At 70.9% G+C, this 11,341-nt stretch carries 13 protein-coding genes; 7 read left to right on the top strand and 6 right to left on the bottom strand.

The genetic code is table 11. From position 1 onward, the window contains the following. The first annotated feature begins 219 nt into the window (after window positions 1–219). Both D7V80_RS22010 and D7V80_RS22005 read left to right on the top strand, forming a co-directional pair. Window positions 220–1,902 (top strand): glutamine--tRNA ligase/YqeY domain fusion protein, encoded by a 1,683-nt coding sequence (locus D7V80_RS22010; protein WP_120590012.1) that lies wholly within the window; start codon window positions 220–222, stop codon window positions 1,900–1,902. A 162-nt stretch (window positions 1,903–2,064) separates the two neighbouring features. Further along, window positions 2,065–3,222, top strand: a complete 1,158-nt coding sequence (locus D7V80_RS22005) for a hypothetical protein (RefSeq protein ID WP_147447174.1) — start codon at window positions 2,065–2,067, stop codon at window positions 3,220–3,222. Here D7V80_RS22005 and D7V80_RS22000 read toward each other — a convergent pair. The 3 genes from D7V80_RS22000 to D7V80_RS21990 form a co-directional block, all read right to left on the bottom strand. Then, window positions 3,208–3,705, bottom strand: coding sequence for a GNAT family N-acetyltransferase (locus D7V80_RS22000; RefSeq protein WP_120590010.1), 498 nt, complete (start codon window positions 3,703–3,705; stop codon window positions 3,208–3,210). The two genes, D7V80_RS22005 and D7V80_RS22000, sit on opposite strands and share 15 nt — an antisense overlap. 177 nt (window positions 3,706–3,882) lie before the next feature. Beyond that, the gene (locus D7V80_RS21995) at window positions 3,883–4,335 is read right to left on the bottom strand and encodes a GNAT family N-acetyltransferase (protein ID WP_120590017.1); all 453 of its coding nucleotides are present in this window, start codon (window positions 4,333–4,335) and stop codon (window positions 3,883–3,885) included. A gap of 144 nt (window positions 4,336–4,479) precedes the next feature. Further along, a complete protein-coding gene (locus D7V80_RS21990; protein WP_120590009.1) occupies window positions 4,480–4,983 on the bottom strand; it encodes a DUF3592 domain-containing protein in 504 nt (167 codons plus the stop codon). 168 nt (window positions 4,984–5,151) lie between these two features. Between D7V80_RS21990 and D7V80_RS21985 the strand changes: the two genes are divergently transcribed. After that, window positions 5,152–5,985, top strand: a complete 834-nt coding sequence (locus tag D7V80_RS21985; RefSeq protein ID WP_120590008.1) for a 3'(2'),5'-bisphosphate nucleotidase CysQ — start codon at window positions 5,152–5,154, stop codon at window positions 5,983–5,985. Here the strand turns inward: D7V80_RS21985 and mug are convergent, their stop codons facing one another. Then, window positions 5,986–6,486 carry a G/U mismatch-specific DNA glycosylase gene (gene mug / locus D7V80_RS21980; RefSeq protein ID WP_120590016.1) on the bottom strand — a complete coding sequence of 167 codons (501 nt, stop codon included), beginning with the start codon at window positions 6,484–6,486 and terminating at the stop codon, window positions 5,986–5,988. Between the two features lie 195 nt (window positions 6,487–6,681). Between mug and D7V80_RS21975 the strand changes: the two genes are divergently transcribed. Further along, window positions 6,682–7,941, top strand: coding sequence for a glycosyltransferase 87 family protein (locus D7V80_RS21975; protein WP_120590007.1), 1,260 nt, complete (start codon window positions 6,682–6,684; stop codon window positions 7,939–7,941). A gap of 71 nt (window positions 7,942–8,012) precedes the next feature. After that, a complete protein-coding gene (locus D7V80_RS21970; RefSeq protein ID WP_120590006.1) occupies window positions 8,013–8,321 on the top strand; it encodes a hypothetical protein in 309 nt (102 codons plus the stop codon). Window positions 8,322–8,339: 18 nt separating this feature from the next. Here the strand turns inward: D7V80_RS21970 and D7V80_RS21965 are convergent, their stop codons facing one another. Next, window positions 8,340–8,714 (bottom strand): DUF423 domain-containing protein, encoded by a 375-nt coding sequence (locus D7V80_RS21965; RefSeq protein WP_120590005.1) that lies wholly within the window; start codon window positions 8,712–8,714, stop codon window positions 8,340–8,342. 104 nt (window positions 8,715–8,818) lie between these two features. On the opposite strand from D7V80_RS21965, the gene D7V80_RS21960 reads away from it, so the two are divergent. After that, complete coding sequence (locus D7V80_RS21960; RefSeq protein WP_120590015.1) at window positions 8,819–9,481, top strand: SET domain-containing protein; 663 nt, start codon at window positions 8,819–8,821, stop codon at window positions 9,479–9,481. A 52-nt stretch (window positions 9,482–9,533) separates the two neighbouring features. Continuing rightward, complete coding sequence (locus D7V80_RS21955; RefSeq protein ID WP_120590004.1) at window positions 9,534–10,469, top strand: acyl-CoA dehydrogenase family protein; 936 nt, start codon at window positions 9,534–9,536, stop codon at window positions 10,467–10,469. An 85-nt stretch (window positions 10,470–10,554) separates the two neighbouring features. Here D7V80_RS21955 and D7V80_RS21950 read toward each other — a convergent pair whose 3' ends face one another. Then, the gene (locus D7V80_RS21950; protein WP_120590003.1) at window positions 10,555–11,262 is read right to left on the bottom strand and encodes a hypothetical protein; all 708 of its coding nucleotides are present in this window, start codon (window positions 11,260–11,262) and stop codon (window positions 10,555–10,557) included. Window positions 11,263–11,341: the final 79 nt, after the last annotated feature.

Genomic DNA, 11,341 nt, shown 5'->3' with positions numbered 1-11,341 from the left:
GCCCATGGGGGACGACGCCGCCATGGCCCAGGCCCTGGGGCGGGTGGTAACGGACGCGAAGTGGCGGGACGGGCTGCGCCAGCGGGCCCTGGAGCGGGCGGACGAGTTGTCCGCTGAACGGGCGCTCAAGGCCTGGGAGTCGCTGCTGGCGGAGGTCTGACGCGGAGGGCAGGAAAACCTTGCTCCCCTTGTCCTGCTTCCAAGAGGATTCGCACCATCATGACGACGACGAACGAGACGCAGGGCCTCAACTTCCTCCAGGAAGTCGTTGAGGAAGACCGGCGGACGGGAAAGCACGGCGGACGCGTGCACACCCGCTTCCCGCCCGAGCCCAACGGCTACCTCCACATCGGCCACGCCAAGTCCATCGCGCTGAACTTCGGGCTGGCGCAGCAGTATGGCGGCAAGTGCAACCTGCGCCTCGACGACACCAACCCGCTCACCGAGGACACGGACTACGTGGAGTCCATCCAGCGCGACGTGCGCTGGCTCGGGTTCGACTGGGACGACCGGCGCTTCTTCGCGTCCGACTACTTCGACCGGCTCTACGCCTTCGCGGAGCAGCTGATTTCGCAGGGCCAGGCCTACGTGTGCAGCCTGTCGCCGGAGGAGATCTCCCAGTACCGCGGCAACTTCACCACGCCGGGCAAGGACAGCCCGTACCGCACGCGCACGGTGGAGGAGAACCTGGACCTGTTCCGCCGGATGAAGGCGGGCGAGTTCCCGGACGGCAAGCACACGCTGCGCGCGAAGATCGACATGACGTCGTCGAACCCCGTGCTGCGCGACCCGCCCATCTACCGCATCCGGCACGCGCACCACCACCGCACGGGCGACAAGTGGTGCATCTACCCGCTCTACGACTTCGCGCACTGTCTGTCGGACGCCATCGAGGGCATCACGCACTCCGTCTGTACGCTGGAGTTCGAGAACCGCCGCGTGCTGTACGACTGGATCGTCGACGCGCTCATCAAGGGCGACCGGCCCTACCAGTACGAGTTCGCGCGGCTGAACCTCACCTACGCGGTGATGAGCAAGCGCAAGCTGCTCCAACTGGTGCAGGAGAAGCGCGTCTCCGGCTGGGATGATCCGCGCATGCTGACCATCAGCGGCCTGCGTCGCCGGGGCTACACGCCCGCGTCGCTGCGCGACTTCGCGAAGCGCATCGGCGTGAGCAAGTCCGACAGCCTCATCGACATGGGCGTGCTGGAGCTGTCCATCCGGGACGACCTCAACGAGACGGCGCCGCGCGCCATGGCCGTCCTGCGCCCGCTCAAGGTGGTGCTGGAGAACTACCCGGAGGGCCAGACGGAGGAGCTGGAGACGGCGAACCACCCGAAGCGCGAGGACATGGGCACGCGCAAGGTGCCGTTCATGCGCGAGCTCTACATCGAGGCGGACGACTTCCAGGAGGTGCCGGAGAAGGGCTTCTTCCGCCTGGCGCCGGGCAAGGAGGTGCGCCTGCGCTCCGCGTACTTCATCAAGTGCGAGAAGGTCATCAAGGACGCGGCGGGCAACATCACGGAGCTGCGCTGCACCTACGACCCGGCCACGCGCGGTGGCGACTCGCCGGATGGCCGCAAGGTGAAGGGCACGCTGCACTGGGTGCCGGGCAACGCGCCCGTGGCGCAGGTGCGGCTGTTCGACCGGCTCTTCTCCGTGGAGCAGCCGGACAAGGACGAGACGAAGGACTTCAAGGAGTTCCTCAACCCGAACAGCCTGGAGACCCTCTCCAACGCGCGCGTGGAGCCGATGCTCGCGGACGCGAAGCCGGGCGACCGCTTCCAGTTCGAGCGCCTGGGCTACTTCTGCGCGGACGCGGTGGACTCCAAGCCGGGCGCGCCCGTGTTCAACCGCACGGTGACGCTGAAGGACTCGTGGGTGAAGGAGCAGAAGAAGTAGGGCGCTCCTTCCCGCGCTGCTGAATCATCACGGAGCCCCGGGTGGAAGCACCCGGGGCTTCGTCGTTTCACGCCCTCCCTGGCGGGTGATGGCGGGCCGTGGGGCGCATGCTCCATGCTGGAGCGGGCGCTGCCGCCCCTGCTTCCCGGAGCTCGTTCCGCCATGGTGCTCCAGCCGCTGCCACGCCCCCATCCGCAGCCGACGCATGCGGAGGTGGAGGCCATTGGCCGCATGCAGAACGCGCCCCTGCGCAACCTGCACATCACGCACACGTACCACGTGCTGAAGGTGTGCTTCGCGGGCGTGCTGGGGGAGGTGGACCAGTCGTGGTGCGGCTTCTCCACCTGGGCGTCGAAGACGGCGGGGACCTTCATCCGCAAGGAGATGGTGGCCGTGCTGGAGCGGGACATGCTCTCCCGCGCGGAGGCCGTGATGCGCGGGCTGGGCGTGACGCAGGCCCGGCTCCTGGGCTCGTGGGGCCTGCCTTCGGGCGTGGCCACCGTGCTGTCGCGCGCCATGGACCCGGTGATGAGCGCGGTGGCCCATCACATCGCGCAAGGCAACCTGCTGGTGTTCCAGGAGCTGGGACCGCTCTACACGGCGATGCTGGAGCACTTCACCGGCCCGCAGGCGACGAGCCCCGCGGCGCTGGAGCGCGTGGTGGCCGTGCTGAAGCCGGGGCCGCTGGAGTCCGGAGGACAGGACCTGCTCATCCGCGCGGTGTGCGCGTACCACGAGGCCCTGAGCCTCACGCGCGCCAAGGACCGGGCGGAGCGCGTGCTCCTGGCCAACGCGCTGGTGGGCTACCACGAGCAGGTGCGCCTGCAGGAGCCCATCATCGGGGCGCTGGGGGCGCCGCTGAAGGAGCTGTTCCTGGACCACCTGCGGGAGCTGCTGCGGGCGCGCGGGAGCGGGATGCCGGAGCCGTGGCTGGTCGCGGTCTTCACGCCGCTGGCGGACCGGCTGGAGCGCTGCTGGCGCGAGCTGATGACGCGCGAGCTGATGACCATGGAGCTGCCGGACCGGACGCTGCGCCTGGGCGAGGACATCCCGGCGCTCTCCGTAGCGGCGGACTTCCCGCCGGACCTGATGCGGCTGGAGCACCCGGAGCTATGCGCCCTCTTGAAGCAGCTGGACCGGACGCCGGACGACACGGCGGGCAGCGCGGCGCGGGACTGGGGCTCGGTGAAGGACCGGATGAACCTCATCGTGGACCTGTTCCGTTCGCGCCAGCAGGACCGCGTCCTCTACCAGCCGCCCTTCACGCCCGCGCAGGTGGAGGCCTTCCAGCAGGGCCGGATGCCCTCAGGAAGGCTCTGACTGGGGCGGCGTCTCGCGGGTCATCTCCACCATGGTGGGACGCCAGCCCAGCCGCGCGAACAGCCGCTGCGCGGCCTCGTTCTTCGCGGCGGTGTGGAGCACCACGCGCGGCGCTCCCAGCTCCGTGAGCCGGCGCACCATGGCCTCCGCGAGCAGCCGGCCGGTGCCGGTGCCGCGCGCCTTCTCCTCCACCCAGATGTCGTGCAGGGCGCCGCACTTGTCGAGGAGCATGTTCCAGTCCACGCCCTCCAGCCGGCCGTAGCAGTAGCCGACCACTTCGCCGTCCAGCTCGGCCACGAGCACCACGGCCTCCTGCGGACGGCGCGCCTCCTTGCCCAGCCACCAGCGGTAGCCGGACTCCACGTCGTCCGGGACCATGAAGCGCTGCGGGTCGAAGCCGTGGTGCTGGCGCGCGAGCGCCGCGCCCATGCGGCCCAGCGCGGGCGCGTCCGAGTCCTTCGCGGGGCGGATGGTGACGGGCATGCGTCCTCCAGGAAGCGGGTGTCCGCTCCAGGTTGCGCATCGTGGGCCGCGTCTGTCGAAGCCTTCTGGCGGAAAGTGCTCAGCCGGCCACGCGGAAGGCGTCCGGCGTCGCCTACCCCCCTTCAGGGAGGTTGCTCAAGGACGCGGTGCGCTGGGAACCGTCCTGCGGGTACCCGGCTATTTCGGACCCAGCGTCATGAGGACCTCGGCAACTCCGTCCGCGTGCTGCGGGTTCTCCTGGGCCACCGTGCGGAAGCCACACTTCTCGAGGACGCGGATCGATCCGACGTTGTGGACGGCGACCCACGCATGGAGCGGACGAATCGGCTCAAGCACGAGGAACTCCGAGAGCGCCCGTGTCGCGATGCCCTTGCCCCAGTGCTCGCGACCCACCCAATAGGCGATGAGGCGCTTGCCGTCCTGTTCCCAACTGCCGATGTATCCAGCGACCCGTCCGCCAACGACGATGGTGCGGGTCGCGTTCTCGGGGCGGAGAACCTTCGTGCGCCAGTGGGTCAGGAAGGCATCGCGTTCCCGCGACGGGAATGCGGCCATGCGCAGCGCGACTGCGTCCCGTTGGTGCTCGAAGAAGAACGGGAGGTCTTCATCTGTAACGTTGCGCAGGATCACCAAGAGAGCCGGTCTCCGCGAGCCGAGTGATGAGCCGACTCTAGCCCGCGTCCCACGCCGGGGTCGATGCTCCGGTCCTTCGCGACTCCCTCTCTGCGCGACTCCCACTGCGGACATGGCTTGGACGGACCTACCTGAAGCAGGTCAGCGGGCCTTCGCGCGCATCTGGGGGACGGCGCGCTTGCCCTCGCGCAGGCTGGTGCGGGCCAGCTCCACCAGACCCCAGCCGGCCACGAGCGCGAACACCGCGCCTCCCAGCGCCAACACGTAGTTCACGAGGCCCGTGTCGCCACACTGGAGGCACGCCACGGACGGGTCCTCCGGCTCGTAGTGCAGCGTCACCGGGGCGCCGGCCGTGTAGTGGTGCGACACCGCCTGCGCCTCCGCGAGCCCGCCTGCGCCGTGGCCGTCGAAGGCCACCGTGTCGGAGGTGTACGGGACGCCGTTCACCTCGTAGCGGTAGCTCACGTCCGGGCGGAAGCTCACCGCGCGCTTGCTGCGCAAAGTCTCCACACGGGAACTCACCACGGTGCCCTGCACGGTGGGCCAGTCCCTGCTCACCTTCGAGCGGTACACCATCCGGCCGCCCGCGAACGCCAGCGCCACGCCGATGCCCAGCAGGGCCAGCCCCATCAGCCACTTCATCATCGTTCGAGTCCTTGCTTGCCTCCCGCCGCGCTGCTCGGGGCTAGGAAGGCGAATCCCCAGGGGGAGTGCAGCCCCCGGGCCAGGGCCTCTGCCCCGGAGGGATGGGGGCGCGAGGCGGGGCAGATTTCCCCACGGGGGCAATTCGCCCCGGTAGACTCACGGGCCTCCATGCCCGCACTCGCCCAAGAGCTCGAAGTGGCCCGGCGCATCGCCCGCCAGGCTGGTGACATCCTCCTGCAGGTCTACGCCACGGACTTCTCCGTCACGGACAAGGCCGGAGGCGCCGGGCCCGTCACGGTGGCGGACGAGCGCGCCAACGCCTTCATCGTGGGCGAGCTGCGCAAGGCCTTCCCGGCGGACGGCGTGGTGGCGGAGGAGAAGGAGGACGTCTCCGACGCGAAGCGCTTCAGCCGCTGCTGGTTCGTGGATCCGCTCGACGGCACGCAGGAGTTCGTGAACCGCAACGGCGAGTTCGCCATCCACATCGGCCTCGCCGTGGAGGGCCGGGCGGCGCTGGGCGTCGTCTACCGCGCGGTGGGGGACGTCCTGTACTCCGGCATTGTCGGCGAGCAGGGCTACGTGGAGGACCCGCAGGGCCGCCGCGCGCTGCGCGTGTCGGACGTGGCGGATCCGGCGCAGCTGCGGCTCGTGGTGTCGCGCTCGCACCGCTCGAAGACGACGGACGCGGTGGTGCAGCGGCTGGGCATCACGAAGGAGACGGAGTCCGGTTCGGTGGGGCTCAAGTGCGGCCTGCTGGCGGAGGCCCGCTGCGACCTCTACGTGCACGTGAGCGACAAGAGCTACCGCTGGGACAACTGCGCGCCGGAGGCCGTCATCCGCTCCGCGGGCGGCGTGCTCACGGACCTGGCGGGCAACGCGTACCTGTACGACGGCTCCGAGCTCCAGAACCGCCGGGGCCTGCTCGCGTGCAACGCCGCCGCCTTCGACCAGGTGCTGCCCGTGGCGTCACAGGTGGCCCGCGAGGCCGGCCTGCTGAAGTAGTCAGCGCGTCTCGACCGCGCGGCGCAGCTCGCCGTACAGCCGCGCGAGGTCCGGGAGCTGGTAGCTGGCGTTGAGCCCGCTGGGATTGGGCAGCACCCACAGCCGCGCTTCGCCCAGCGTCTCCTCCTGCGGCCCGAACCTCGCCTTCGGCCGCGAGAAGGCGGTGCGGTACGCGCCCAGCCCCAGCACCGCCAGGTACTTCGGACGGTAGCGCTTCACCTTGCGCGCCAGCGACTTCGCGCCTTCCGCGTACTCCTCCGCGCCCAGCTGGTCCGCGCTCGCCGTGGCCCGGTCCACCACGTTGGTGATGCCCAGGCCCAGCGTCAGCAGCTCCTCTTGTTCCGCCGGCTTCAGGAGGCGCGGGGTGAAGCCCGCCGCGTGCAGTGACGGCCAGAAGCGGTTGCCCGGCCGCGCGAAGTGCACGCCCACCACCGCGGAGTAGAGGCTGGGGTTGATGCCGCAGAAGAGCACCCGCAGGCCCGGGGCCAGCAGGTCCGGCATGGTGCGGCCGGTGGCGGCGAACAGCTCGTCCTTCGTGGGGCGGTGGAGCTTCATGAGGTGGGCAATCCAGGCCGGAACCTAGCGGGTCGGGTGCCGCCTCGCACGTCCATGCGCCTGACCGTGGCCCGGGCAGGGAAGGGGACGGACGCCATTCCTGGCGACAACGCCCGGTCCTCGCAGGCAGAGTGACCCTCCGTGTCCGCATCGACATCGTCCGAGCCCTCGCGGCTGACGCACAAGCACTGGCTCGCGCTCGTGGTGGCCGTGTTGCCGCTGGCGCTCTATGCCTTCTCCTCGCGCCAGGGCGACCTGCCGCTGTACTTCCGGACGGCCCGTGCGTTCCTGGACGGCGCGGTCCCCAACCGCGACTTCCGCTTCGAATACCCGCCCTACGCGCTCCTGTGGTTCGTACCCGCGACGTGGGCGGGCGGCGGCCTGCGCGGCTTCATCCTCGCGTTCGGCCTCCAGCTCACGCTCATCGACGCGTTCATCAAGTGGCTGCTGCTGTCCGAAGGCGTGCGCCGGTGGGGCGCGGCCAGGCGCGCGTGGGTGCCGTTCGCGGCGTACTCCGTCGTCAGCTGGCTCCAGAGCGTGCACTACCTCAAGCGCTATGACCTGATTCCCGCCGCGCTCGCGCTGGCCGCGGTGGTGGCCCTGATGCGTCGGCGCGAAGGCTGGGCAGGGGCGTTGCTCGCGGTGGGCACCGTCACCAAGCTGTACCCGGCCGTGCTCGTGCCGCTGGCCCTGGCCGTGTGCTGGCGCCGGGGCGCGAAGCCGACGCGGGCCCTCATCACCGGCCTCGTCGCGGGCGTGTTGCCATTGGTGCCCCTGAGCTTCGTGTGGCCATGGTGGCGGTTCGCGGCCTTCCACGTCGAGCGGGGGCTCCAGGTGGAGGCCTTCAGCGCGGGCCTGCTCTGGGCCGCGCACCTGATGGGCTTCGCCCAGGTCCAGTGGGTCCACGCTCCCGCCGCCTATGAGCTGCACGGCGCGGACGCCGAAATGGTCCGCGCTGTCACCCGTCAGGTGTGGGTCGCGGGCTTGCTGCTGGCCGTGGCGGTGTCCGTGCGCGCCGCATGGCGCAGGCCTCCGGTGCACATCGAGGACGGGGCCCGGCTGATGCTGGTGCCGCTCGTGGCCTTCGTCATCCTCAACCCGGTGCTGAGCCCGCAGTACCTCATCTGGCTCACCGGGGCCGCCGCGCTCGCGCTGCTCTCCGGGAGGGTGTGGCCGTCCGCCGTGCTGCTGGTGGCCGCCGCCATCACGCGCGGGCTCTTCGCTGGCAGCACCTACAACACGGGCTGGCAGCCGTCATTCACGCTGCTGCTCCTCGCGCGCAACGCGATGGTGCTCTTCGCGGGGCTCGCCTGGGCCCGTGAGGCATGGCGGTGGGGACGCCCTGACGCCACGGCGCTGCCGGAGGCGAAGGACGCACCCGCGCCGACACCGCCTCCCTGAAGCCTGGTTGCCTGCCCGGCTTGGACCGGAGTGCCGCTGCGAAACCGGGCGCTCGTGGTTACTGGGAAGGCATGGCCCGTCCGGTGAACGTCAACGCCCTGCTGCCCATCGAGGCGGAGTTCCAGCGCGAGCGCGCCTCCGGGTTGCGCCGCTCCGGCGACAAGCTGGAGGACGCCCTCGCCCAGGTGGCCCAAGCGGAGAAGGAGCTGCGCGCCCTGCATGGCGTGGCGCGGGTGGAGCGCTACCCGGCGTACCGCGCGCTCTGGAAGGAAGCGGAGCGGCTGCGCTGGAACCTCACCGTGCAGCGAGAGGCCTGCGGCCTGCGCAACCACCGCGACCTGGACGTCGTCTACCCGATGCCGCCCCTGCTGCGGGAGTGACGCGGGCTGTCCGCCGCTTCACGGTGAGGTGCGCCACGCGGCCACGGCGAGGAGCGCCCAACCGGCGAGGAAGCCCAGGCCGCCCAGCGGCGTGATGGCGCCCAGCACGCGCACGCCGGAGAGGGCCAGCGCGTACAGACTGCCGGAGAACAGGACGATGCCCGCCAGCATCGCCCAGCCCGCGGACTCCAGGAGCGCGGAGGGGCGCACCGAGCCCAGGAGCCCCACCGCCACCAGCGCGAGCGCGTGGTACATGTGGTAGCGCGCCCCGGTTTCGAAGATGACCTGAAGGTCCTGGGGAAGGCGGGCCTTCAGCGCGTGCGCCCCGAAGGCGCCCGCCGCCACGGCCAGGAAAGCGTTCACCGCGCCAACCACGATCCACCACCGCATCATCGAGTGCCTTTCTTCGCGCGCTTGACTGCGGCACGCTACACCGCGCTTCCCGGCAGCGTCCTGGTTGAACACGCACCCGCCCCAGCCGCGCCCCATCCCCGATGATGACTTCCCCTTCCTTCCAGCCGACCCCGTCGATTCCCTTCGAGCTGCGCCAGTCCCCCATCCAGGGCATGGGCGCCTTCGCCACCCGCCGCATCCGCAAGGGCGCGCGCATCATCGAGTACATCGGTGAGCGCATCACCCAGGCCGAGGCGGACGTCCGCTACGACGACGAGTCGATGGAGCGCCACCACACGTTCCTCTTCAACCTGGACGACGACACGGTGCTGGACGCGGGGACCCTCCACAACGAGTCGCGCTACATCAACCACTCGTGCGAGCCCAACTGCCAGTCGCTCATCGACAAGGGCCACATCCACATCTACGCGCTGCGCGCCATCGAACCGGGGGAGGAGCTGACGTACGACTACGCGTACGAGCGCACCCCGGAGATGGACGCGGAGGCCGAGGCGCTCTACGTCTGCCGCTGTGGCACGCCCTCCTGCCGGGGCACCATCCTCGCCCCGGAGAAGAAGGCCCCCGCGCGCCGCAAGAAGGCCCCGTCGAAGGCCAAGCCGCCCTCCAAGACGAAGGCCGCGTCGAAGTCCAAGTCGACCTCCAAGGCGAAGTCCGCCAAGAAGTCGAAGGCCGCGCCGCCGGCCGCCGCGAAGAAGAAGCGGGGCACCCAGCGCGTGAAGTCCCCGGGCCGCCGCGCCGCGAGCTGAAGCCCCCAACGGGAAGCGCGCGCGCTCCGGAGCCGGGCATTAGAGTGGAAGCGTGAAAGACGTCCTGCGCTTCCTGCTCACTGAAGCCCCTGACTTCCCCGCGCTTGACTCCGTGGAGGCCTGGTGGCGCCGGCACCTCGCGGTGCTGCCGCGCTTCCCGTTGCCGGCGGACCTGGCGCTCGCCAGCGGCTTCCGGATGGACCGGATGGGGTTCGCGTTCTCCTCCGGCTATCAGGCCGCGCTGCGCTCGCTCTTCCCCCAGCTCCCGGCGGACCGGCGCGCTGCGCTCTGCGCCACGGAGACGGGCGGCGGCCACCCGAGCGCCATCGAGACGAAGCTCACGCCGAAGGGCGCGGGCTGGACGCTCGATGGCGTGAAGACCTACGTCACGCTGGGCACGCACGCCGAAGAGCTGCTGGTGGTCGCCTCCGAGGGCCGGGATGCGCAGGAGCGCAACCGCCTGCGCATGGTGCGGCTGGACGCGCGCACGTCCGGGGTGACCGTGGAGCCGCTGCCGCCGCTGGGCTTCGTGCCGGAGGTGCCGCACGCGGCGCTGCGGCTGGAGGGCGTGGAGGTGGCGCCGGAGGACGTGCTGCCCGGGGATGGCTACACCCGCTACCTCAAGCCGTTCCGCACGGTGGAGGACTGCCACGTCAACCTGGCGGTGCTGGGCTGGCTGGTGAAGGTGGCCCGCCGCTGCGGCTGGCCGGTGGCGCTGCGCGAGGAGCTGGTCGCTGTCGCGGTGATGCTCCACGCGATTGCCCTGGAGGACCCCTGCGACCCGGCCGTGCACGTGGCGCTGGGCGGCGCGCTCGCGCAGATGCACCGCGCGCTGGAGCGCTGCGAGGTGGCCTGGGAGGGCGTGGACGTGGAGATGCGCGAGCGGTGGCAGCGCGACCGGCGCCTGCTCGACCTGGCCTCCAAGGTGCGCGCGAAGCGGCTGGAGGTCGCGCGCCAGCGGCTGGCCGGCGGCGCGGGCGACGACTGACGTCTGCCGCTTGAAAAGCAAAGCCCGCGAGGGGAGGGGCTCGGAGGCCTCCTCCACCGCGCGGGCCTGGGGGGCCGCGGGTGTCTTAGTACCGCCCGCCGCCCAGCGCGGAGACGGCGGCGGACAGGATGCGGTTCTCCACGCCCCAGACGGCCTTGTTCATGCCCTTCACGCCCGCGCCGCGCATGTAGTCCGTGAAGTCGTGCAGGGCGGTGGAGCGCTGCATGCGCTCCGTCTTGGCCGCGTAGAGCAGCGGCGTGTTCGGCGCGCCCGTGAGGCCCAGGTCCGGACAGGCCTCCGACAGCGCCGCGCGGTCGATGCCCGTCACCGCGGACAGCATCGCCACGGTGAAGTGGTGCACCGGCAGCTCGCGCGCGTTGGGCACGCGGTCCAGCACCTTGGCGCGCGTCTTGGGGTCGGTGGCCAGCTGGTCCAGCGTCACCCGGGACATCGCCAGGATCTGCTCGTTGGTGACGTGCTTGTTGTCCAGGATGGCCCGGTCGAACAGGCTCTGCGGCGTGTCACCCTTGATGGTGATGTTCACGTCGGACAGGCGCTGACGCATGGTCTGGATGGCGCGCCCCACCTCCGTGTTCGCGCCGCCGCGCCAGGAGCCCGGCGTCGCCTGCACCGGCGCCATCGTCGCGCGGGCGCGCGCCAGCTCCGCGCGGTTGAGCACGTCCGCGCGTGACGCCTCTGTGACCTGGTTGGCCCGGGCGGGCTGCGCGGCCGGCGCCTGCGTGCGGGCCGGAGCGACGGAGGGGGCGGCGGGGCGGTTGCGGATCTGCGTCATGGAGGCACCTTCTACCCTGGATGTCGGAGTAACGGATTATCGCCGGGGGAGCAGGGGAGTTGCCTTCCCGTGCCCTCCC

Origin of the sequence: Corallococcus sp. CA054B, assembly GCF_003611625.1 — a bacterium.
Lineage (GTDB): Bacteria > Myxococcota > Myxococcia > Myxococcales > Myxococcaceae > Corallococcus > Corallococcus coralloides.
Note: the sequence above shows the minus strand (reverse complement) of the source record. Positions and strands in the feature narration are given on the sequence as shown.

Coding starts and splice junctions, on each gene's coding strand:
- D7V80_RS21985 (WP_120590008.1), top strand. CDS start 5,152: ATGCCCGCACTCGCCCAAGAGCTCGAAGTGGCCCGGCGCATCGCCCGC.
- mug (WP_120590016.1), bottom strand. CDS start 6,486: ATGCCGGACCTGCTGGCCCCGGGCCTGCGGGTGCTCTTCTGCGGCATC.
- D7V80_RS22000 (WP_120590010.1), bottom strand. CDS start 3,705: ATGCCCGTCACCATCCGCCCCGCGAAGGACTCGGACGCGCCCGCGCTG.
- D7V80_RS21965 (WP_120590005.1), bottom strand. CDS start 8,714: ATGATGCGGTGGTGGATCGTGGTTGGCGCGGTGAACGCTTTCCTGGCC.
- D7V80_RS22010 (WP_120590012.1), top strand. CDS start 220: ATGACGACGACGAACGAGACGCAGGGCCTCAACTTCCTCCAGGAAGTC.
- D7V80_RS21990 (WP_120590009.1), bottom strand. CDS start 4,983: ATGATGAAGTGGCTGATGGGGCTGGCCCTGCTGGGCATCGGCGTGGCG.
- D7V80_RS21960 (WP_120590015.1), top strand. CDS start 8,819: ATGACTTCCCCTTCCTTCCAGCCGACCCCGTCGATTCCCTTCGAGCTG.
- D7V80_RS22005 (WP_147447174.1), top strand. CDS start 2,065: ATGGTGCTCCAGCCGCTGCCACGCCCCCATCCGCAGCCGACGCATGCG.
- D7V80_RS21950 (WP_120590003.1), bottom strand. CDS start 11,262: ATGACGCAGATCCGCAACCGCCCCGCCGCCCCCTCCGTCGCTCCGGCC.
- D7V80_RS21970 (WP_120590006.1), top strand. CDS start 8,013: ATGGCCCGTCCGGTGAACGTCAACGCCCTGCTGCCCATCGAGGCGGAG.